22 protein-coding genes are annotated in these 21,486 nt (G+C 38.9%); 10 read left to right on the top strand and 12 right to left on the bottom strand.

The window, feature by feature from the left end:
• Nucleotides 1-192: 192 nt before the first annotated feature.
• Both FPK91_RS19570 and mutY read right to left on the bottom strand, forming a co-directional pair.
• Nucleotides 193-471: an oxidative damage protection protein gene (locus FPK91_RS19570; RefSeq protein WP_144213572.1), complete on the bottom strand. Its 279-nt coding sequence runs from the start codon at nt 469-471 to the stop codon at nt 193-195.
• Nucleotides 472-480: 9 nt separating this feature from the next.
• Nucleotides 481-1,590, bottom strand: coding sequence for an A/G-specific adenine glycosylase (gene mutY, locus FPK91_RS19575; RefSeq protein WP_144213574.1), 1,110 nt, complete (start codon nt 1,588-1,590; stop codon nt 481-483).
• Nucleotides 1,591-1,753: 163 nt separating this feature from the next.
• On the opposite strand from mutY, the gene trmB reads away from it, so the two are divergent.
• The 5 genes from trmB to FPK91_RS19600 all read left to right on the top strand — a co-directional run bounded on the left by trmB (nt 1,754) and on the right by FPK91_RS19600 (nt 6,494).
• Nucleotides 1,754-2,470, top strand: coding sequence for a tRNA (guanosine(46)-N7)-methyltransferase TrmB (gene trmB / locus FPK91_RS19580; RefSeq protein ID WP_144213576.1), 717 nt, complete (start codon nt 1,754-1,756; stop codon nt 2,468-2,470).
• 71 nt (nt 2,471-2,541) lie between these two features.
• Entirely contained in the window at nt 2,542-2,868 is a 327-nt protein-coding gene (locus FPK91_RS19585) for a 50S ribosome-binding protein YggL (protein WP_144213578.1), read from the top strand.
• Between the two features lie 8 nt (nt 2,869-2,876).
• Entirely contained in the window at nt 2,877-3,791 is a 915-nt protein-coding gene (glsB, locus tag FPK91_RS19590; RefSeq protein WP_144213580.1) for a glutaminase B, read from the top strand.
• Between the two features lie 453 nt (nt 3,792-4,244).
• Complete coding sequence (locus FPK91_RS19595; protein ID WP_144213582.1) at nt 4,245-5,054, top strand: YggN family protein; 810 nt, start codon at nt 4,245-4,247, stop codon at nt 5,052-5,054.
• Between the two features lie 498 nt (nt 5,055-5,552).
• Nucleotides 5,553-6,494 (top strand): LysR family transcriptional regulator, encoded by a 942-nt coding sequence (locus FPK91_RS19600; RefSeq protein WP_144213584.1) that lies wholly within the window; start codon nt 5,553-5,555, stop codon nt 6,492-6,494.
• Nucleotides 6,495-7,180: 686 nt separating this feature from the next.
• Here FPK91_RS19600 and FPK91_RS19605 read toward each other — a convergent pair.
• The 8 genes from FPK91_RS19605 to FPK91_RS19640 all read right to left on the bottom strand — a co-directional run bounded on the left by FPK91_RS19605 (nt 7,181) and on the right by FPK91_RS19640 (nt 14,828).
• Nucleotides 7,181-9,028, bottom strand: a complete 1,848-nt coding sequence (locus FPK91_RS19605; RefSeq protein ID WP_144213586.1) for a DUF885 domain-containing protein — start codon at nt 9,026-9,028, stop codon at nt 7,181-7,183.
• A gap of 269 nt (nt 9,029-9,297) precedes the next feature.
• Nucleotides 9,298-10,449: a radical SAM family heme chaperone HemW gene (gene hemW, locus FPK91_RS19610; RefSeq protein WP_144213588.1), complete on the bottom strand. Its 1,152-nt coding sequence runs from the start codon at nt 10,447-10,449 to the stop codon at nt 9,298-9,300.
• Nucleotides 10,450-10,454: 5 nt separating this feature from the next.
• Nucleotides 10,455-11,054 carry an RdgB/HAM1 family non-canonical purine NTP pyrophosphatase gene (gene rdgB, locus FPK91_RS19615; RefSeq protein ID WP_144213590.1) on the bottom strand — a complete coding sequence of 200 codons (600 nt, stop codon included), beginning with the start codon at nt 11,052-11,054 and terminating at the stop codon, nt 10,455-10,457.
• A gap of 274 nt (nt 11,055-11,328) precedes the next feature.
• Nucleotides 11,329-11,763 carry a DUF4426 domain-containing protein gene (locus tag FPK91_RS19620; RefSeq protein WP_144213592.1) on the bottom strand — a complete coding sequence of 145 codons (435 nt, stop codon included), beginning with the start codon at nt 11,761-11,763 and terminating at the stop codon, nt 11,329-11,331.
• 211 nt (nt 11,764-11,974) lie between these two features.
• Nucleotides 11,975-12,265, bottom strand: a complete 291-nt coding sequence (gene yggU, locus FPK91_RS19625) for a DUF167 family protein YggU (protein ID WP_144213594.1) — start codon at nt 12,263-12,265, stop codon at nt 11,975-11,977.
• Nucleotides 12,266-12,326: 61 nt separating this feature from the next.
• Nucleotides 12,327-12,878, bottom strand: coding sequence for a YggT family protein (locus FPK91_RS19630; protein WP_144213596.1), 552 nt, complete (start codon nt 12,876-12,878; stop codon nt 12,327-12,329).
• A gap of 164 nt (nt 12,879-13,042) precedes the next feature.
• Nucleotides 13,043-13,861 carry a pyrroline-5-carboxylate reductase gene (gene proC, locus FPK91_RS19635; RefSeq protein WP_144213598.1) on the bottom strand — a complete coding sequence of 273 codons (819 nt, stop codon included), beginning with the start codon at nt 13,859-13,861 and terminating at the stop codon, nt 13,043-13,045.
• A gap of 271 nt (nt 13,862-14,132) precedes the next feature.
• Complete coding sequence (locus FPK91_RS19640; protein ID WP_144213600.1) at nt 14,133-14,828, bottom strand: YggS family pyridoxal phosphate-dependent enzyme; 696 nt, start codon at nt 14,826-14,828, stop codon at nt 14,133-14,135.
• A 35-nt stretch (nt 14,829-14,863) separates the two neighbouring features.
• Between FPK91_RS19640 and FPK91_RS19645 the strand changes: the two genes are divergently transcribed.
• From FPK91_RS19645 to hemH, 5 genes are all read left to right on the top strand, one after another.
• The gene (locus tag FPK91_RS19645) at nt 14,864-15,901 is read left to right on the top strand and encodes a type IV pilus twitching motility protein PilT (protein ID WP_144213602.1); all 1,038 of its coding nucleotides are present in this window, start codon (nt 14,864-14,866) and stop codon (nt 15,899-15,901) included.
• 11 nt (nt 15,902-15,912) lie between these two features.
• On the top strand, nt 15,913-17,025 hold the full coding sequence (locus tag FPK91_RS19650) for a PilT/PilU family type 4a pilus ATPase (protein ID WP_144213604.1): 1,113 nt from the start codon (nt 15,913-15,915) through the stop codon (nt 17,023-17,025).
• 178 nt (nt 17,026-17,203) lie between these two features.
• Complete coding sequence (locus FPK91_RS19655) at nt 17,204-18,325, top strand: hypothetical protein (RefSeq protein ID WP_144213606.1); 1,122 nt, start codon at nt 17,204-17,206, stop codon at nt 18,323-18,325.
• A 164-nt stretch (nt 18,326-18,489) separates the two neighbouring features.
• A complete protein-coding gene (locus tag FPK91_RS19660) occupies nt 18,490-19,035 on the top strand; it encodes a glutathione peroxidase (protein WP_144213608.1) in 546 nt (181 codons plus the stop codon).
• 127 nt (nt 19,036-19,162) lie between these two features.
• Nucleotides 19,163-20,176, top strand: coding sequence for a ferrochelatase (hemH, locus tag FPK91_RS19665; RefSeq protein ID WP_144213610.1), 1,014 nt, complete (start codon nt 19,163-19,165; stop codon nt 20,174-20,176).
• A gap of 135 nt (nt 20,177-20,311) precedes the next feature.
• On the opposite strand, the gene ruvX is transcribed toward hemH, so the two are convergent.
• On the bottom strand, nt 20,312-20,734 hold the full coding sequence (gene ruvX, locus FPK91_RS19670; RefSeq protein WP_144213612.1) for a Holliday junction resolvase RuvX: 423 nt from the start codon (nt 20,732-20,734) through the stop codon (nt 20,312-20,314).
• A gap of 121 nt (nt 20,735-20,855) precedes the next feature.
• Entirely contained in the window at nt 20,856-21,416 is a 561-nt protein-coding gene (locus FPK91_RS19675; protein WP_144213614.1) for a YqgE/AlgH family protein, read from the bottom strand.
• Between the last annotated feature and the right edge of the window lie 70 nt (nt 21,417-21,486).

Consider the following 21,486-nt stretch of genomic DNA (forward strand, 5'->3'; position numbering starts at 1 on the left):
AGGGAACTTTATTGAGTCTTTATTCTTGTAATGAATTGGTCGGTAGTTAGGAAGCTCTTTAGTTAAGGGATTCTTGTATTAATCCTCTCAATTAGGTTTGAATTTGAGACACAAAAAAGCCCACTTTAGATAACCAACTCAGTTGAAGGAGTGATTTTTATGTGGGCTAATTTTAAATAACGCTAAAGGGGGTTATTCGTCTTCAGCTGGCGGTACGTAACCTTCAACGACAACATCTTTACCTTCAAATAAGAAGTTCACCATATTATCTTCAAGCAGTTTACGATCATCAACATTCATCATACTAAGCTTGTTTTCATTGATCAGCATAGTTTGCTTTTTCTGCCAAAGCGTCCAAGCTTCTTTGCTGACGGAATCAAAAATACGCTTACCAAGATCACCAGGATAAAGTTGAAAATCTAAACCTGGAGCTTCTTTATTCAAATATACGCAATTAACATTACGAGCCATGATTATTCCTTAAAGGGATTCCTTGACGGGATCTGCTGCTAAAAGAGCGGCTAGGTTAGATAAAATCCGCTCTGTCGCTGCGGCTAATCCAACTTTCGCGGGATGATGTATGTTATACCAGAGTGTCTGATTTTGTTCCATTACACTCGAGTCAATTTGAGCTAATTCTTGCTTATCAGCAAGATTAATCAATATTGGTTGAATATCTAAATGAAAGTGACTGAATGTGTGCCTAAAGCCTGCTAGCCATTCTGGCTTATCAATATTGGTTTCATCGCTGATACCTGCATCATTAATGTGTTCCTGTAGTGCATCTTCTGAATCAAATTGAGGAAAGCACCATAAGCCACCCCATATACCTGCTGGTGGTCTTTTATTCAGAATGACTTCACCATTTCTATGTAGCACTAACATCCATGCTTCTTTAGCTGGAGTGGCTTTTTTAGGTTTTTTACCAGGAAAATCTTTTTGTCTGCCAGCAAGCTGCGCTTTACAGTCAATTGCCACAGGACATTGGGCGCAATTAGGTTTACTGCGTGTACAAACCCCAGAGCCAATATCCATCATTGCTTGGTTGAATTTAACCACATCTTGTTGCGGGGTTAACAGATCTGTTAATTGCCATAGCTGTTGTTCAACTGCTTTTTGTCCTGGCCAACCTTCAATCGCCCCATGACGTGCCAGTACACGTTTAACATTGCCATCTAAAATGGAATGATGCTGGCCTAAAGACAATGACAAAATGGCCCCAGCAGTTGAGCGACCAATGCCAGGTAAAGCAATCACTTCATCTATTGATTCTGGAAAAAGCCCATCATGTTGTTCGCAAATAGTTTTGGCGGCTTTATGCAGATTTCGAGCGCGAGCGTAATAGCCTAAGCCTGTCCAATGGTGCAATACATCATCTTCGCTGGCGTTGGCAAGTGCTTCGATACTCGGAAAGCTGTGCATGAATTTTTCATAATAGGGAATAACGGTCGCAACCTGAGTTTGCTGCAACATTATCTCTGAAATCCACACTCTGTATGGGGTTTTGTTGATTTGCCAAGGTAAAGTCTTGCGACCATGTAAATCATACCAAGCGGTGATCCGCTCAGAAAAGGGGTTAACTTTTTTCATCAGCGCAGTGTATATGGAGAATATTCGTTAAACAAGAGAGCTTGTTAACTGATAATTAGTTTAGTCATTCTGATTTTAAGATATACTTACCGACTATTATTGGAACAAAGATTAAGCTTTGAATGGTTTGTATTTAAATCACTATTCAAATGATGAGGCAGAAATGAGCGACGTTACCACCGCTGAATTTAACGAAGATGGCAAATATATTCGTAAAATCAGAAGTTTTGTATTAAGAGAAGGCCGTTTAACCAAAGGCCAAGCTAACGCAATTGAAGCACATTGGCCTGCAATGGGTTTAGATTACACACCGGAAGCAATTAATTTAGCAGAAGTGTTTAAGCGTGAAGCTGATACCGTATTAGAGATTGGTTTTGGTATGGGCGCGTCATTAGTTGAAATGGCTAAAGCTGCTCCAGAACTCAATTACATCGGTATTGAAGTACATAAACCGGGTGTTGGCGCATGTTTAGTAGATGCTGGCGAAGCTGAAATTACCAATTTACGTGTATATCACCATGATGCTATGGAAGTACTAGAGAACAGTATCGCTGATGGATCTCTTTCAAGAGTTCAATTATTCTTTCCAGATCCATGGCATAAAACTCGTCACCATAAGCGTCGTATCGTTCAAGCTGCATTTGCGCAATTGATCCATCGTAAGCTAAAGATTGGTGGTGTTTTCCATATGGCAACGGATTGGGAAAATTACAGTGAACATATGCTAGAAGTCATGTCTGCTGCAGAAGGTTATAAAAATCAATCAACAACCAATACTGTTGTTGAACGACCAGAACATCGCCCTTTAACTAAGTTTGAAGCACGCGGCCATCGTTTAGGTCATGGTGTTTGGGATTTAATGTTTGAGCGTACTGAATAATTTTCACTAAAAATGATTTACTAAAAATATTTGTTAATAATAAATGCTTTTCAACTAACTAGGAAATAACCATGGCTAAGACTCGTACTCGCCGTTTACGTAAAAAACTACGCGTTGATGAATTCCAAGAATTTGGTTTTGATATCAACTGGACTTTTGAAGAGTCAATTTCTGAAGCTGATATCGATATCGCTATTGATGAATTTATTGCACAAGTGATTGAACCTCGTAACCTTGGTTTTCATGGCGGCGGTCATAAAATGTGGGAAGGTATCATTGCAACTCAAGATATCGGCAAATGTACCGAAGAAGACGTTGCAGCAGTTAAAGCTTTCTGGGAAGCCAAGAAAGTACCTCAACTAGAAATCAGTGGTTTATATGACATCTGGTGGGGCTAATTTAGCCAATGCCTGAGCAAATATTGCTTGAAGAAGTGGTCGACAAAGTTCGGCCACTTATTGGTTCTGGGAAAGTGGCAGATTACATTCCTGCACTGGCAGGAGTTGATCCCAAAAAAATAGCCATTGCCGTGACCACTGCTGACGGGCAAACCATCGGCGCGGGTGATTATTTAGAACCGTTTTCAATTCAAAGTATTTCCAAAGTTTTTAGTCTGACTTTAGCGCTAAGTTTGTACTCCGAAGATGAGATTTGGAGCAGGGTAGGTAAAGAGCCTTCTGGCCAATCATTTAACTCATTAGTTCAAGTAGAGCTTGAGCGAGGTATTCCTCGTAATCCTTTTATTAATGCAGGTGCATTAGTGATTGCCGATCTTATTCAAGCGCGTTTGGGTGCTCCCAAACACCATATGCTAGAAGTGGTAAGAAACTTAAGTGCAAATCATCAGGTCCGTTTTGATTATGACGTTGCCAATTCAGAGTTTCAATTCAGTGCCCGTAATGCCTCTATTGCTTATTTGATGAAGTCATTTGGTAACTTTAATGGTGATGTTGATACTGTTTTAAAGAGCTACTTTCATTATTGTTCACTGAAAATGAATTGTGCTGACTTATCAAAAGCGATGTTTTATTTGGCTAATCGCGGTAAAAGCTTGGAAGGGGAAGAGATAGTTACCCCGGTGCAAACAAGACAGTTAAATGCACTGCTGGCTACTTCAGGTTTATATGATGGCGCTGGAGAGTTTGCTTATCGTGTCGGTATGCCTGGTAAAAGTGGTGTCGGCGGCGGCATTATTGCCGTGATCCCAGGCGATATGTCTATTTGTGTTTGGTCTCCTGAACTTGATAATAATGGTAATTCATTAGCGGGAACTCAAATGTTAGAACATTTATCACAATCATTAGGTCGCTCAATATTCTAAATTAAGCCAATGCTCTGTTGGCTTGCTTGATTTTCTAACAATCATTAGTGGCTTTTCCTTACTTCTACTTCTACTTCTACTTCTACTTCAACTTCCGCATTACTTACTCCTGTTTTAGTTTCACTCTTGCCCTAGGTGATTAATACCTGCGAAATGTAGCGACAGTGTCCCAGTGTTTGTATTGTTAAAACTCTGTAGGTGAAAATTACCAACTTGTGGTTTTTTTCACTCAATGTTGATATTAGCTGAGTCAATTATTTTTACTGTAGATTGTAATTAACTATTTAAGCTTATGTTATATAACACATATTCATTTATGGCATAGCTTGTGCAATCTATTAATCAAGAATCTTAATAAGATAGTAATCATAAAGTCAGTAATCAAAGGTTGTCATCATTTGGACTGTAATACATTGATTATCTGTTTAACTTTAACCAGCAAGGATAGAGCTAATGAACACACAAGGTTTATTGAAAAGTATCGCACTAACAGGTTTAATTTTTACAGCAGGGGCAATGTCTCCAGCAATGGCTAAGCTGTCAATTGAAGATAACCAATGTAATGTAGCGTTAAATTATGACGTAACTGTCGAGCCTCAAAAACTATCGTTCAGTGAAAAAGGCGCTGAGTTATATCGAGTTGAGTTGGGAAAACTCTATGTTGATGGCAAGCAAGTTGAATTAAATGATGAGCAAACAGAATTACTTTCTGACTACTCTGAAAAAGTATCTCAACAAATACCTGAAATCATTGATCTGGTAAACGATGCCGTAATCCTAGCCACTGATGCCGTGAGCATGGCGTTAACGCCAATATTTGGTGATGCTACTGGTGCCAAACTAGACGAACTTTTAGCTGGCATTCAAACTCGTGTTGATCAAGCAGCATATCAACAAGGTGATAAGTTTTACCTCGGTGCGACAGAAGACTCTTTAGAAAATGCATTCAATGAAGAGTTTGAACAAGAAATGGAACAAATGATTAAAAACTCGATGGGAAGCTTCATGATGGCGCTAGGCGCCGAGATGATGTCAGCTGAGGGCGGAAGTTTTGATGAGAAAATGGCTTCATTCTCGAGCAAAATGGAAACTATCGGGGAAGATATCGAGATGCAGATATCAGAACAATCAGATGCTATAGAAGCAAAAGCTGAAAAAGTATGTGCTGATTTTGAAGAGATAATGGTACTTGAGAGTGAATTACGAGAATCAATTCCAGAATTATCGACTTATGAGTTAGCAACGCTTTCGGATAGTGAGTAAGTTTTAGGAAAGCGATATTTTTAAATTCATAACAAAGGCTGTATTTAGCTTAACCTTTGTTTAACAGTAATTTATCGCTAATGAGTAACAAGTTTGTACGTCCTAGCATTGTCAAAATGCACCTGACCTTCCCCTGTACTTTGTACAGGGGCTTTTTCGTTTAAGGCTTAGAAAAAACTGCAAATATGACAATTAACAATAGATTTGTTCTGATAAAAAAATTGTTAATTATAAATATAGAGCCATTTATCTAAATTTTGGTATACTTCTAAAATTATAAATCTGAATGCGTTTAATCAACTAACTTGTTGTTTTAGTTTTGATTGGCGATTCAGGATAAAGGACTATCGAAATTTATTTTCTTTTTTGAGGCACGATGCAACGTATTTGGCATTGTCACAAAGACTGTTTCTTATAATCTATTGTCTAGAATAAGAGACATTCATTTGTACCTTAAAAAACTATTTTTAATGTCGTAAACAGCTTAAGGCGACTCCAATGTTAGAACTATTAGAACCTATTGCTATTTTTACTCATGTTGCGAGGGCGGGAAGTTTCAGTGCTGCTGCAAGAAGACTGAGTATATCTAAGTCCAAAGTAAGTACTCAGGTTGCTGATCTTGAACATAAACTTGGGGTTCAACTTATACAACGTACAACACGTAGTTTGAGTTTAACTGAAGCGGGTAACCTTCTTTACATACAAGGTGAAGAGTTACTGCGTGATGCAGAGCAAGCTGTTGCAAGTGTGCACAATCTTAATGATGCCACTCGCGGTGTGTTAAAAGTCGGTATTTCACAGTCATTTGGTACTATGCATATTATCCCTGCATTGCCAGAGTTTATGGCTAAACATCCAGAACTTGAACTGCAAGTTAGTCTGCTTGATCATAAAGTCGATGTGGTAAGTGAAGGTTTAGATTTATTGTTAACGATGTCAGAGCAACTACCATTAGGCATGGTTGCTAGACCGCTAATGAAGTGTCAGTTCTTATTGGCTGCTTCTCCAGAGTACATTGCCCAAAGAGGTACGATTTCTCGTCCCGAACAACTTGTTGATCATAACTGTCTTGTCTATCAAGGTGAATGGCATGAGCACAGTACGTGGCAGTTCAAGAAAGGCGAAGACTATTGTGAGATCGGTGTTTCTGGTAACTTCCGCGTTGATAATGCACCTGCATTAAAATCAGCAGCTGTTAGCGGGTTAGGTATTGCATATTTAGCCAGTTACTTACTGGAAGATGAAATTGAGCAAGGCACTTTAGTGCCGTTGTTGCCAGATTGGCAATTGACGAACAACTTACCATTACAAGCGGTTTACCCAAGACGTAAGCATCTTGCTCCTAAAGTGAGTGCCTTTATTGACTTTATTAAAGGTCATATTGGTACAACACCATATTGGGATGCTAAGTACGATAATTTATACAAATTACGTAAATAACATTCAAAAGTGTTTCCAAATCAGTAACTAAATGTGGAAACATTGTTCAAAATACAAGACAAAGCCGAACCTTTATGTTCGGCTTTTTTATTTATTGTTTTAGAACAGTGATTTAATTGTTTGTGTTTAAAAATTGTTCGACATGGTTTTGTTCAATTTTTAAAACAGTTCTTTAAATGCTTCTTGAACTCTGTTCTTAAATCAATACAATAGATCCTAGTTGATTCGGAATGATTTGAGTCACGCATCTTGTTGAGAAATGACCCCTTTTCAGCTTTATGTGCAAATCAGCAACTTCGCAAATTTTGAATCAGTGCTGGCAACGGTTTTAAAATTAGAACAATGCCGGCTTTGAAACCATCATCCTAGTTTTAATTGGTTTACCCCAGACTTTGTTCTGGGGTTATTTTTATCTGCAGTTTGGCTTTTTGTATTACTCAATCACCTGTTTAAACTTTCTAAACTCTAAACTCTAAACTCTAAACTCCAAACTCCAAACTCCAAACTCCAAACTCCAAACTCCAAACTCCAAACTCCAAACTCTACGCCTCTAAGTCCTACACCTCAAACTCATTTAACTCTAAGACAAGAAATATAGGTAATAATAATCAAGCAATAAAAAGCCACTATAAAAATAGTGGCTTTTTATTGCGTTAATGATTGAATGGGGTTAACTACTTAGAGAGCTACTTAGCTTCTTCAATCCAGTTATTAATTTCAGCTTCTAGTACATCTAACGGTACAGGACCATTTTGTAATACTAGTGTGTGGAATTGGCGGATATCAAACTTATCACCCATTTGTTTTTTAGCATTTTCACGTAACTCTAAAATCTTAATCATACCGACTTTATAAGCCGTTGCTTGACCTGGCATAACAATATGACGCTCTACCATTTTAACGGCGTCAGACTCAGCGTTAGGCGTGTTGTCTACGTAATATTGAATGCCTTGTTCACGAGTCCACTTTTGGCTATGAATCCCGGTATCAACAACTAGACGACAAGCGCGCCATAACTCCATCGCCAAACGACCAAAGTCAGAGTAAGGATCTGCATATAATCCCATTTCTTTAGGGAAGTATTCAGTATATAAACCCCAGCCTTCAATATAAGCGGTATAACCACCATATTTTCTAAACTTAGGCACGCCCTCAAGCTCTTGAGCTATGGCAATTTGCATATGGTGACCAGGAATACCTTCATGGTAAGCCAGTGCTTCCATTTGATAGGTTGGCATGGCTTTCATATCGTACAAGTTAGCGTAATAAGTACCTGGGCGAGAGCCATCTGGCGCTGGTTGATCGTAGAATGCTTTACCAGCAGATTTTTCACGGAACGATTCAACTTGCTTAACGATAAGCTTAGCTTTGGGTTTGATATAGAACACTTCGTCTAAACGTGATTCCATATTGTCGATCAAATCTTTAGCTTCAGTTAAGTATCTTGCTTTACCTTCATCAGTTGAAGGGTAGTAAAACTGCTCATCATCACGCATGAAAGCCATAAATTCTTGTAAGTTACCTTTATAATTTACTTTTTTCATAATGACGCGCATTTCATTTTGAATACGCTCGACTTCAGCTAAACCTAACTTATGGATTGTTTCAGAAGTCATGTCAGTTGTTGTAACGCGATTTAAACGCATATTGAAAAATGTATTACCTTCAGGCAATTTCCACACCCCATCACGGGTGTCAGCTTTAGTTTCGAGTTCACGTAAATAGCTAATCAGGTTTTCGTAACCCGGTTTTACACTTTCAATCAATGCTTTTTTAGCATCAGCAAGCAATGTATCTTTTTGTGCTTGTGGGATATCGAGCTTATCGACTTTACGGTTGATATCACCCCAAAGTGTACTTTGCTCTTCAGTATCACTAAATGGTGCGCCAACAATGATATTTTCACTGTCAGAAATAACGTAAGGGAACACGAATTTAGGGGCGATAATATTCTTATCGGCTCGAACTTTTAATGCTTCAATCACTTGTTCGGTTACATGCTTTACACCGTTTAAACGGCTGATATAAGCTTGTGCATCGCTAACACTTTCAACTTGATGTTGATTGATAAGAAAGGTCGCAATAAATGAATGGCTGCCATACATTTGGTTTACTGGATAAGTATGGTAACGCCATTTATCATCAGCGATATCTTGCTCTAAGCCTTGTTTCATTAATTTGTAGCTAAGTGCAGTTTGCTTGTCTAAGTTAGCGACATTAAGGCCTTCAAGTTGTTTTAAATGCTTTTTCGCTCTCGCTAAGTCTTCATCATCAGCCTTATCACTAAAATCACCCCATTTATCATAATCGGTTTTGATGCGTAAATAGGTTTGCGAAATCGGGCTGGCCAACACATTTTCCATGAACATGGCTTCGAAAAGCTCATTAGCTTTTTCTGATTCTGTAGTCGCTTTTTTAGTGGTTTCTGCAGCACTGTTTAAAGGCTGGTGATCTGTACCATGCGCAATGGCAGAGGTAGATAATAAACTGGTTAATGCAACGGCTATTAATGTCGTTTTTGTTTTTAGTAGCATAGGTGTTTTCCGCTCACAATTTAATGGTTGAGAATATCGATTGATATCCTAATAGACACGCACATAAATGTGTAAAGTGAAATGTTAGCAATTGTGTATTAAATGTTGCTGAAAGACCGATGAAAATATGGAAGGGCAGTTATTAAAGAGTAAGAAAAAGCCTAAGACTAACTTTAGAGGAAATAAAGTTAGCGGATTAGGCTTGTTTATTTATTAGCTGTAAAACAGCTAATTTCAGTAACAACGGTTTTAAGTAACGATCAATAAATTTAATCTAAAAATTGCGATAAAAGGTCATTTACGAACATATGGCCTTTGTCGGTTAATTGCCAATGTGTTTCGCTTTCAGTTAATAAGCCTCTTTTTATCGACTTAGCGATGCCATCGTTAAGTACATTTACTGATAAACCAGTGCGTTGTTCAAATTCAGTCTTAGGAATAGGGGTCATCAACCTTAGTCGATTCATTAAATACTCAAGGGCGCGATCTTCAGCTAACACTTCAGTGGTTTCACTGGTGTAATCTGACGTTGCTAGATAACCCTTAGGGTGCTTAATTTTTACCGTTCTAACAATCTTATTCGTTTCTGGCTGAGTTATTTTGCCATGGGCGCCACAACCGATCCCTAAATAATCACCAAACTGCCAATAATTGAGGTTATGTTGACACTGATAACCAGGTTTTGCGTAGGCAGATATTTCATATTGAACATAACCTAAAGCCGCTAGTTTCTTTTGCCCTTGTTCGTAGATATGCCATAAATCTTCGTCATCTGGCAATTGTGGCGGCTTTGAGTGAAACAGCGTATTAGGTTCAATGGTGAGCTGATACCAGGATAGATGTGGTGGCATCAATCCTGCGGCAGTATCAATATCTGACATAGCTTCATCAAAAGACTGATTAGGTAAACCGTGCATCAAATCTAAATTAAAGCTGTTATAACCAGCTTTGCTGGCAGTTTGTGCTGCTGTAACGGCTTCATTTTGATCATGAATGCGGCCAAGCAGGTTGAGTTTATCTTTAGAAAAACTCTGCACCCCAATGGATAATCGTGTCACGCCAGCTGCGCGGTAAGCGGCAAAATCATCATGCTCTAACGTACCAGGGTTCGCTTCCATGGTGATTTCAATATCTTCTTTAAACCCTATTTGGGCTCTGGCACCGTCTAAAATTCGCTGTATTTGTTTGGCTTCAAATAACGATGGCGTGCCGCCACCGATAAAAATACTGTGAATCTTACGACCTTGGACATAATGCAGGTCATGTTGAAGATCTTCTAAAAGGGCATCGACATAAGCCTGCTGTGGCAACTCACCATTTTGACCATGGGAGTTGAAATCACAATATGGGCATTTTTGTACGCACCATGGTATATGGATGTATAGACTCAGAGGCGGTAGTGATAATTTTACTGATTGCATGATAGTTACTTGATAATCCCTTTGGCTTTCATGGCGTCCACAAGCAAAGTGAGCGCTAAACCACGATGACTTAATTGATTCTTCTGTTCGCTTGAAAGATTTGCTGCTGTGATATCAAACCCGTGCGGAACAAATATAGGGTCGTAGCCATGACCTTGTTCACCTTGAGGAGATAAAGCGATAGTGCCTTCCCAAGCTGCTTGGCAAACAATGGGAGTGGGATCTTTTGCATGACGCATATAAACCAAAACACATTGAAAGCGAGCTTTACGTTCAGTTTGACCGTTAAGAGCTGACAATAGTTTAAGATAGTTATCTTTCTCGCTCGCGCCTTCTCCGCCATAACGGGCTGAATATATGCCAGGTGCCCCTTGTAGTGCATCGACCTCTAATCCTGAGTCATCAGCAATGGCTGCTTTACCCGTTATCTCTGCTGCATGGCGTGCTTTAATGATGGCATTTTCGATAAAGGTTGTGCCTGTTTCAGCCACTTCCGGAACGTTAAATTGATTCTGCGGTAAAATTTCAATATCAAACTGGGCTAACATTTGATCAAATTCTTTAAGTTTACCTTTGTTGCCACTGGCTAAAACAATCTGTTGCATGGAATACCTTTTTGTATTGAATTGGGCGTAACACTGACGGCCAATTAGTGCTGTTAAAATAGCTGAAATAAGGCCATTTACAGCAAGTGAAATAGAGAAAGCGAATAACTAATGGCTTAATGATACCTGTGCACAGAATCGATAAACAGATTAAAAGTAAAAAACAGTGCTGCATTGGGCAATGTAGAAACAAAAAAGCTAAACCCTGAAGAGTTTAGCTTTTTTTAGGAGCAGTCTTTTAGTTTAAATAACTTGTTTTAGGTAGCCTAGTAGATTACTCAACATAGAACTTTTGCTTAAACTTTAATGAAGTATTTAGTTTGTTGCTGTGCTTTATCGTCAAATTAAAGTTAATCTCTTGATCATCGCGATAGGGTACTTGTGCGATGTAATAAATCGACTTACCTTCACGAATTTCTTTAAAGTCCAATGTCATTCTTGCATCAAGTAAGTTATTTGCCACGCCAGAAATATCAACAGCGACTGCAGGGTTACCTTCTTGACTCGTATCTAAAACGGCAATATTGACAATACCATTATAATTACTGCGCTCAATACCGTACGTCTTGGCAATAGCGGGTGTGATAAAGGTGCTGCTTAACGCCATATAATGAATATCATAATTACCGACCTTTTGTTTTTGTTCTGCCTGAACGGTCGTTAGGGTACTCATTAAAATAATAAAACTACATATAAGGGTGCGAAACATAATCTAAATCCTTGATCTTCTCAGTGTAAGTGACATTTAACATTCGATAATCACGTTCATTATCAGTGTCAGTTTACTGAAGAGTTGATTCACTAATAGAGTGTATCGCTAAGTATAGAGAATTTTGAGTTAAATCACCCGTTATCAAGCAAGTTAATAACGGCTTTATGTAACGATATATGATGTGAATAGCTTGATTTTTTGGTGATTATTAAGTCATCAAAGCTGAAATTTCGCTAGGAATAATGGTCGGTGATACTACCTTAACGTGTTTATGTCTGCCTTGTAGCCCTTTAAGCACTTCAATATTTGCTTTAGGAACTTTAAAAGCCTTAGCAAGGTATTTGACTAAATGCAGATTGGCTTTACCGTCAATTGGCGGCGCTGTAATGGCTATCTTTAATTCATCGCCATGCAAACCAATAATCTTATCGCGACTGGCTTTTGGTTGAATATAAAGATTCAGCAACAGATCTTGCTGTTGCTGAATAATGGCAGGCATCTAATTTGCTCGTTATTTATAGGCTAGGTATGTATAGATCACGTATTTACAGAATAAGTTTTTATACCAGAGTCCAAAACGGAATGTATTGCGCTAATAAAATATTGAGAAAGTTCATGCCTATTAGTACCAACATCACTGATAAATCCAGACCACCCATAGGAGGTAATATTCTACGTATCGGACGCAGGAATGGCTCAGTGAGTTGATCTAACACCATGACAATAGGGTTGTGACCTTGGTTAAACCAACTCAACAGTGCGCGAAGGATAAGTACCATGAAAAGTAAAAAACCAGCTTCTTTTAACACTGAAACTAAAGAGAACAGACCTAAAACTAATGGGTCAAATTGTCCATTGGGGGTGATTGCCGTCAAGATTGAGAACTTGATTAACACTACAAGGAAAGCCAATACGATTGAGGCCGTATCCACACTGCCCATCGAAGGTAAAACTCGACGCATTGGCGCGATAATAGGTTGAGTCGCCTTGATAACAAATTGGCTGAATGGATTATAAAAATCAGCTCTTGCTAATTGAAGCCAAAAACGCAGTAAAACAACCATGAGGTAAAGACCAAAAACGGTATCGATTAAGAAATATAATGCATTCATTTAGTTTGCCTTGTTGGTCAAAAATTATCGTATTGTCTGAATGTGAAAATAGTACAAGTGAAAATAGTACATTCGAAAATAGTAAAGAACGAGTTTAAAGCAGTAATCTTACTTATTACTTAAAGTAGACTCGTTCAGGGTATTTTCCATTAAATATTGTCTGTTTAAAATGTTTTTGCCATTTCTTCTGCTCGTTTTATGCAGTTTGTCATAGCTTGGTCGACTAAACCGCGTAAATCACCTTGCTCAAGGGTCTCAACTGCTTGAGCCGTTGTGCCACCTTTTGAGGTGACATTGTTTCTTAATTCAGCTAATGAAAGTTGCGGGTTTTGAATAACCATTTGAGCCGCCCCTAAAGCGGCTTGTTGAGCTAGCGCCCTTGCTGTTTGCTCATCCATACCTGTTTTAACACCATGGGCAATCATTGACTCAATAAATAAGAAAAAGTATGCAGGTGAACTGCCTGCTAAAGCAATGACTTGGTTGAGTTCATCTTCAGTATTAACCCAGACAATTTCACCGCCGCTTTTCATCAAGGTTTCACAGATTTGCTTATGGTCTGCTGAAATTGAATCATCTGCGTATATGCCAGTCATACCCACACCAATTTGAGTCGGTGTATTTGGCATGGTACGAATAAGCTTTATTGGCTGTTTGAAAAACGCTTGATATCGCGCCACTGGAATACCTGCAGCGATAGTGATTAATAACTTATCAGATAAATCTAAGTGACTTAATTGCTCACATACTGTTTGCATTAGCTGAGGTTTAACACTCAGGACGATGACATCAGCGTCATTTGCGGCAGCAATATTATCGTGTGAAATGCCAATATTAAAATCAGATTTTAACGCATCTAATTTCCCAACACTTGGATTGGTAGCATGAACTAAATGAGTTGGGTAACCATGGGCTACTAAACCACTGATAATAGAACGAGGCATATTGCCTGCACCGATGAAACATACTTTTGCTTGAGTCATTTTATGGGTCACTTTTATTTTTGCCCATCAATTTATTAATGCAGGCAGATATGTAGGGGGCTTTTTAGTTTGTTTATTAAAAATCTATTACTTCTAACTATTAATATTTGGGCTCTTTGGTCACTTTACAAGTAAGCCTATACAAGTAAACCTAGATATATCTTGGTTAATCTAGGTTAATTCAAGCTAAAATCATAATGATTATTATTACAGTCGATGTGCAGGTTACTAGTACTTTGATAATCAATAGAGTCGTTGTGAATAGAATAGATTATGGATAATCACGAGCGCCAAAGATAGCCGTACCAATCCTTACCATGGTCGAACCATGCTCAATGGCAACACTAAGATCATTACTCATGCCCATGGAGAGTGTATCCATTTGTGGATAATCACTTTGTAATAGCAAGTAAAGACGCTGTAACTTAGCGAATTCAGCCTGTTGAATCGTAATATCAGTTGTGGCGGTTGGTATTGCCATTAAGCCCCTCAGGTTTAAATTTGGCAAAGCCGATATTGTTTTAGCTATTGCTGCCACTTCATCAACCAAAGCCCCTGATTTTGATACTTCCTCACTAATATTCACTTGAATACACACTTGTAGAGGTTGTTTATCTGATGGCCTTTGTTCATTTAAACGTTTGGCAATTTTGTCTCGACTGAGAGTGTGCATCCAATCAAAGTGTTCTGCAATGATGCGTGACTTGTTTGACTGTAATGGGCCAATGAAGTGCCATTCAATATCAGAATAGTGTTCTTTTAATGAAAGAACTTTTTCTTCACCTTCTTGCACGTAATTTTCACCAAAGCAGCGCTGTCCAGCCTGATATGCCTCAATCATGGCAGATATAGGTTTGGTTTTGCTTACTGCAAGTAAGGTTATTTCATCACTGTTACGTGAGCAATTATGCGCCGCTTGTGCAATTTGGCTCTGGGCGATTGATATTCGGTCTGCTATTGTTGTCATATTGTTTTTATTTGTTTAATTGGATGTCATTAACCATGGAAATAACTGAGTTACTTGCCTTTAGTGTAAAACATAAAGCATCGGATCTACACCTTTCAGCAGGTGTTTCTCCAATGATTCGAGTTGATGGTGAAGTTAGAAAAATTAATTTACCCGCGTTAGATCACCAAGCTGTTCATGGTTTGGTCTATGACATCATGAATGATAAGCAGCGTAAGGACTACGAAGAACATCTAGAAATCGATTTCTCGTTTGAAGTGCCTAATCTAGCTCGATTCCGTGTGAATGCTTTTAACCAATCACGTGGTGCCGGTGCTGTTTTTCGTACAATTCCAAGTGATATCTTATCACTTGAGCAATTAGGTGCCCCTGAAATATTCAAAAAGATTTCTAGCTTTCCCCGTGGTTTAGTTCTAGTAACAGGTCCTACGGGTTCAGGTAAGTCGACCACATTAGCAGCCATGGTTGATTATATTAATAACGAACGCCATGACCATATTCTCACCATTGAAGACCCAATAGAATTCGTCCATCAAAATAAACAATGTCTGGTCAACCAACGTGAAGTACATAAGCATACTCACAGTTTCGATGCTGCACTTCGAAGTGCGTTACGTGAAGATCCCGACGTTATTCTTGTTGGTGAAATGCGTGACCTTGAGACTATTCGTCTTGCAATGACAGCGGCAGAAACAGGTCACTTAGTATTTGGTACCTTGCATACCACCTCAGCGGCTAAAACTGTTGACCGTATCGTCGATGTATTCCCAGCTGGTGAAAAAGACATGGTTCGCACCATGTTATCTGAATCTTTACAGGCTGTTATTTCACAGACCTTGATTAAAAAGGTGGGCGGCGGCCGAGTTGCAGCACATGAAATTATGATGGGAACACCGGCTATTCGTAACCTTATTCGTGAAGATAAAGTCGCGCAAATGTATTCAGCTATTCAAACCGGTATGTCACATGGCATGCAAACCCTTGAACAGTGCCTACAGAATCTAGTCAATCGCGGGCTTATTAGTCGTGATGATGCAATGTCAAAAAGCTCAAATAAACAAGCTAACTTTTAAAGGAAAGTAAGATGGATGTTCGTCCTTTTTTAAAGGTAATGGTTGAGCGTAAAGCATCAGATTTATTTGTCACCGCAGGTTTTCCACCTAGTGCCAAAATCGATGGTGAACTTCGTCCGTTGTCAGACAATAATTTTAGCCCTGAGCAATCGTTAGAGTTTGTTGAGTCATTGATGACTGACGTTCAAAAGCAAGAATTTCACGAATCCCGTGAATGTAACTTTGCTTTTGCTGCAAAAGAGCTTGGCCGATTTCGTGTCAGTGCCTTTTGGCAGCGCGAATCTCCGGGTTGTGTTATGCGCCGCATTGAAACCAAAATACCTGAAGTTGATGACTTAAAACTGCCGCCTATCCTTAAAGATTTGGTGATGAGTAAACGTGGTTTAATCATCATGGTTGGTGGTACCGGTACCGGTAAATCAACCTCATTAGCATCACTAGTCGGTTATCGAAATGCCCATGCCCGTGGCCATATTCTCACGATTGAAGATCCTGTGGAATTTGTTCATGATCATCGCAAGAGTATTATTACTCAGCGGGAAGTCGGCATTGATACCGATTCGTTTGATGCAGCACTAAAAAGTTCATTACGTCAGGCGCCTGATGTTATCTTGATTGGTGAGATCCGTACTCAAGAGACCATGGAGTTTGCATTGTCGTTCGCTGAAACGGGTCACTTATGTATGGCAACATTGCATGCTAACAACGCTAACCAAGCATTAGACCGTATTATGCATCTTGTTCCAGAAAGTAAGCATAACCAGTTATTGTTCGATTTATCGTTAAACCTTCGCGGTATTGTGGCGCAGCAACTGGTGCCTAAATCCGATGGTTCAGGTCGACGAGCTGCCATTGAAGTGTTAATTAATACCCCACGTATCGCCAGTTTGATTGCCAAAAATGAACTGCATTTACTCAAAGAAACAATGGGTAAATCACGAGAGCAGGGCATGCAGACTTTTGACCAAGCATTATTAGATTTATACGTTGAAAAAGAGATTAGCTACGCTGATGCATTGCATCATGCTGACTCGCCAAATGACTTACGCTTGATGATTAAATTACAAAATAATGATGCTAATTCATCTGGCATGATGGATGGTGTCACTTTAGATATGGATTAACTTTAGTTAATGTAACCTGTTTACTACAGTGGGTTAAATTAATATTAACTAGCTCGTAACAATTGGTGGGAGGCCAAAGCAAAAGCTTTGGCTTTTCTATTTTTAACCAAATGCTTACCATCGCAGTTCTGATAGTTTGCTATAATTTAAGACCAACTACCTTTCCCCTAGGAATATCATGTTTTCTTTTAATAAAACGTTAATAGCAACATCGCTAATAACGGCCATTTCAGCTATGTCTTTTTCGGCCAATGCCGTAAGTGTCAGTGATGAGCTCGATATTGGGGGGGCGGTAAGAGTTAATTACGGTTGGCAAGATTACAATGACGATGGCGGCACCCTTGAGTTTGAATTATTCAGAGTAGATGTAAATTACAAATCTGAAAGTGGATTATTCGCTTCAGCCCAATATCGCTGGTACGAATATATGGATGTGGTTCACCATGCCTACATGGGATACCAGTTTGATGAAAATCAAAAAGTCCAAGTCGGTGTTACACAAGTGCCATTTGGCATCATGCCTTATGCATCGCATTCTTTTTGGTTTGGTGCGACATATTACTTGGGTTTAGAAGATGATTACGGTGCAGGTATTCATTACCAATATGAAGGAAATGGCTGGCGTTACGATGCCGCTTACTTTGCCAATGATGAATATGGTGATGGTAGCCGCTTCGATCGTTATTCATTTGATGTGGGTACCACGGAAGATTCACCCTATGAAGAAGCTGGGCAGTTAAACCTGCGAATTGAAAAAAGCTTTGGTGAAGAATTTAAGAGTAAAATTGGTGCATCATTTCAATATGCCAACTTAGATTACAAGCCTGAAGGCTTTGAGAATGCTGTAGAAGGCGAAGATACTACCAGTGTTACCGCTGGCGTACATTGGCAGTTAGATTGGCAACAATGGCAATTACAAACCCAATATATTCATTATGATTATGATCTAGAAAATTCAAATCGTATTACTTTAGCCGCATTTGCCGCGCCATTTGAAATAGCTGCTAAAGCTGATGTTGTAACGTTAAACGTATCTCGTCAATTTGATGTTGATTGGGGACCAGTTAGTCAGTTGAATTGTTATAACGATTACAGTCATGTGATGGCTTCAGGTGATGGCCTGGATGACTCAATCCAAAACGTCACCGGTTGTATGGTTACAGCAGGAAAATTCTATACCTACCTTGATTGGATTGCAGGCAAAAATATGTGGTTTGCTGGTGGAGAAGGCATCGGTATTGATAACGGTAATACTGATTGGCATTCTAGAATGAATATCAATGTTGGCTTTTATTTCTAAAAAAGCTATCGCAGGTTGATCTAATTAGTATTAATCAGCGTATTCTCACTCGTGGCCAATAGAATTAAAACTAGATTAATACTAGATTAAATAATATTTAGCCACGAGTATGAATAACTAGAACTGATACTTACTTTTAGAAACATGTTAGAAAGGAATCAAAAATGAACAAGCTTATATTATCTGCAGGCCTAATTGGATTAACTGTTAGTGCATTTTCAAGCAGTGCTTTAGCAAATAGTTGCCCAGAATATCTTGATGTAGAAGCTAGAAAGCTCCATTCAGAAGAAACTGTAGATTTATGCGAGCTAACTGCGGGTAAGCCAGTATTAATTGTTAATACTGCCAGTAACTGTGGCTTTACACCACAATTCAAAGCGCTTGAATCATTACATCAACAATATAAAGACGACTTAGTGGTTATCGGTTTTCCATCTGATGATTTCTTTCAAGAAGAAGATGACGAAGCAAAAACAGCAGATGTCTGTTTCTTAAATTATGGTGTGACCTTCACCATGGTGTCTACTTCACCCGTTAGAGGCAGTGATGCCAACTCGGTATTTTCTTATTTAGGTGAGAAAACTGCAGCACCTAAATGGAATTTTTACAAATACTTAGTGACTGCTGACGGTGAAACTGTGCAGCAATTCAACTCTCGAGTAAAACCGGATAGCGAAGAACTGAAAAAAGCGATAGAGTCTATTCTATAAATGTAATATTGCTATAAAGCATAAGCTTGCAATAGATTCGTGCTGATAACAGCCGACTTGATGACGTTACTTACTTAGAATCTTCTGAGTAAAAGCATCATCATTTTTCACTTTTTCGGAGACAGCTTTGTATAAATTTTCTGGTTTAAGTAAAGAAGACGGTCATAAAAGTCGCGGTAAAACTGGCGTGCTTTTAATGAACTTGGGTACACCTGACGAACCAACCCCTTCCGCTGTACGACGTTATTTAGCTGAGTTCTTAGCTGATGGTCGAGTGGTAGAGATCCCTAAGCTGATATGGATGCTAATTTTACATGGGATCATTCTTAGAGTTCGCCCTGCAAAATCAGCAGCATTGTACAAAGAAGTTTGGACTAAAGATGGTTCGCCATTAATGGACATCAGTCTTCGCCAGCAAGCTAAGCTAGATGCCTTGTTTAAAGAACACGATGTTGATGCCTCTGTGCATTTATCGATGCGTTATGGTAACCCTTCAACACCGAGTGTTTTGCAAAAAATGCATAAAGACGGTATCGATAAAATTATCGTTCTGCCGCTATATCCTCAGTATGCTGCGCCAACTACGGGGTCAGCTTTTGATTCAATAGCGAAAGAATTATGTAAGTGGCGTTATATCCCAGCACTGCATTTTATTAATACTTACCACGACGAACCTGATTTTATTGATGCGATAGCTAATTCAATTCAAGCAGACTTTGATGCCAATGGTAAACCTGAAAAATTGGTACTGTCATATCACGGTATGCCAGAGCGTAATCTGCACTTGGGCGATCCGTATTATTGCTTCTGCGTTAAAAGTACTCGCCTTGTGGTTGAGAAATTGGGCCTGTCAGAAGATGAGTATGTGATGACATTCCAATCTCGCTTTGGCAAAGCTAAATGGTTGCAACCATATACTGATGCCACAATGGAATCGCTAGCTAGTGAAGGTATTACTGATATTGCCGTTATATGCCCGGCATTTAGTGCCGATTGCTTAGAAACATTAGAAGAGATTAAAGGTGAGAACCGCGAAGTATTTGAACATGCTGGTGGTAAAAAATTCCGTTATATCGAATGTTTGAATGATAACGATGACCACATCAACATGATGGCGAATCTCGTTAAACCTTACTTATAATGATTAGTGTATAACTGTTATTAAACTCATCGTTTATTAAAATATCCGTTAATCTAGTAAATAAAAAGGAGCTGGTTAGGCTCCTTTTCTATTTCCTATTTAACAGCCTATGTCTAGATGCTGTTGCCTAGCATTTTATGAAAATTGGTTTTCAAAATAGCTTTCGATAATAAGGACTGCAGAGACTGCATCAACTTGACCTTTTGTTAGCTTTTTAAAACCACCTAGTTCAAATAGTCTGGCTTTAGCATCGGCAGTTGTTAGCCTTTCATCTTGCGTAGCGACCTTAACGCCAAAGCGTCCACTTATTCGATTAGCAAACTTTCGAGCGCGCTGAGTCATTTCTTGTTCGGTTCCATCCATATTTAATGGAAGACCTACAACAACTAAGTCGGGTTGCCATTCTTTGATTAATGATTCGATTTCTTCCCACTTCGGAATACCATCATTCGCTTTAATCGCGCCTATTGGAGTCGCGCTTGCTGTAATTTCTTGCCCAACAGCTGCACCGATACTCTTGGTGCCGAAATCAAATCCCAGAACTGTTTTAGATTGCATTATAAACTCAGTTAATTTTTAGAATAGATGCATAAGCTGTTATGTAAACAGCTAAACAATATTAATAATTTGGTGAATCTTAGACCTGTGAATAATAGACTTTTGAGTGAAGAAAGGTAGATTATGAATGACCTACTTGAGATGATATTTGCCAAATGTCAAAGCCTAACTGTTTAGTCGCTTCTGTCCAAAGCTGTTCAATATCTTGATTAAATACCAATTCAGGTGTGGCTTCGATGGTGAGCCAAGTATTTTCAGCAAGCTCATCTTCTAATTGATCCTTACTCCAACCTGCGTAGCCTAGAGCAACTTTAAACTGTTTTGGAGAATCTTTACCGCCTAAAGAATTAAGTACGTCCCTTGAGGTTGTTAACATACAAAACTCACTCACTGACTCACTATTAACCCAATCTTGCTGAGGAGTATGCAGTACAAAGCCTCTATCGGTATCCACTGGTCCACCCAAAAGTACTGACTCTTCTAATTCAAGACTTAATTCCGTTTTATTGGCTAAACCAATTTGTTCTAAAAGCTCATCAATAACGATGTTGGTAGAGCGATTGATCATGACACCCATGGCGCCTTTTTCGTTATGTTCACAGATATAAATAACTGAACGCTCAAAAAAAGAGTCATCTAAAGACGGCATAGCAATTAACAGATGACCTTGTAAACTATCCATTGTTTATCCTTTTATTAAAGCATTACTGAGATTTAAATGATCAATCGGCTTTATTGAAACGTAAATTCAT

It is taken from the genome of Shewanella donghaensis (assembly GCF_007567505.1).
In the GTDB taxonomy this organism is placed as follows: domain Bacteria; phylum Pseudomonadota; class Gammaproteobacteria; order Enterobacterales; family Shewanellaceae; genus Shewanella; species Shewanella donghaensis.

Coding starts and splice junctions, on each gene's coding strand:
- FPK91_RS19570 (WP_144213572.1), bottom strand. CDS start 471: ATGGCTCGTAATGTTAATTGCGTATATTTGAATAAAGAAGCTCCAGGT.
- mutY (WP_144213574.1), bottom strand. CDS start 1,590: ATGAAAAAAGTTAACCCCTTTTCTGAGCGGATCACCGCTTGGTATGAT.
- trmB (WP_144213576.1), top strand. CDS start 1,754: ATGAGCGACGTTACCACCGCTGAATTTAACGAAGATGGCAAATATATT.
- FPK91_RS19585 (WP_144213578.1), top strand. CDS start 2,542: ATGGCTAAGACTCGTACTCGCCGTTTACGTAAAAAACTACGCGTTGAT.
- glsB (WP_144213580.1), top strand. CDS start 2,877: ATGCCTGAGCAAATATTGCTTGAAGAAGTGGTCGACAAAGTTCGGCCA.
- FPK91_RS19595 (WP_144213582.1), top strand. CDS start 4,245: ATGAACACACAAGGTTTATTGAAAAGTATCGCACTAACAGGTTTAATT.
- FPK91_RS19600 (WP_144213584.1), top strand. CDS start 5,553: ATGTTAGAACTATTAGAACCTATTGCTATTTTTACTCATGTTGCGAGG.
- FPK91_RS19605 (WP_144213586.1), bottom strand. CDS start 9,028: ATGCTACTAAAAACAAAAACGACATTAATAGCCGTTGCATTAACCAGT.
- hemW (WP_144213588.1), bottom strand. CDS start 10,449: ATGCAATCAGTAAAATTATCACTACCGCCTCTGAGTCTATACATCCAT.
- rdgB (WP_144213590.1), bottom strand. CDS start 11,054: ATGCAACAGATTGTTTTAGCCAGTGGCAACAAAGGTAAACTTAAAGAA.
- FPK91_RS19620 (WP_144213592.1), bottom strand. CDS start 11,763: ATGTTTCGCACCCTTATATGTAGTTTTATTATTTTAATGAGTACCCTA.
- yggU (WP_144213594.1), bottom strand. CDS start 12,265: ATGCCTGCCATTATTCAGCAACAGCAAGATCTGTTGCTGAATCTTTAT.
- FPK91_RS19630 (WP_144213596.1), bottom strand. CDS start 12,878: ATGAATGCATTATATTTCTTAATCGATACCGTTTTTGGTCTTTACCTC.
- proC (WP_144213598.1), bottom strand. CDS start 13,861: ATGACTCAAGCAAAAGTATGTTTCATCGGTGCAGGCAATATGCCTCGT.
- FPK91_RS19640 (WP_144213600.1), bottom strand. CDS start 14,828: ATGACAACAATAGCAGACCGAATATCAATCGCCCAGAGCCAAATTGCA.
- FPK91_RS19645 (WP_144213602.1), top strand. CDS start 14,864: ATGGAAATAACTGAGTTACTTGCCTTTAGTGTAAAACATAAAGCATCG.
- FPK91_RS19650 (WP_144213604.1), top strand. CDS start 15,913: ATGGATGTTCGTCCTTTTTTAAAGGTAATGGTTGAGCGTAAAGCATCA.
- FPK91_RS19655 (WP_144213606.1), top strand. CDS start 17,204: ATGTTTTCTTTTAATAAAACGTTAATAGCAACATCGCTAATAACGGCC.
- FPK91_RS19660 (WP_144213608.1), top strand. CDS start 18,490: ATGAACAAGCTTATATTATCTGCAGGCCTAATTGGATTAACTGTTAGT.
- ruvX (WP_144213612.1), bottom strand. CDS start 20,734: ATGCAATCTAAAACAGTTCTGGGATTTGATTTCGGCACCAAGAGTATC.
- FPK91_RS19675 (WP_144213614.1), bottom strand. CDS start 21,416: ATGGATAGTTTACAAGGTCATCTGTTAATTGCTATGCCGTCTTTAGAT.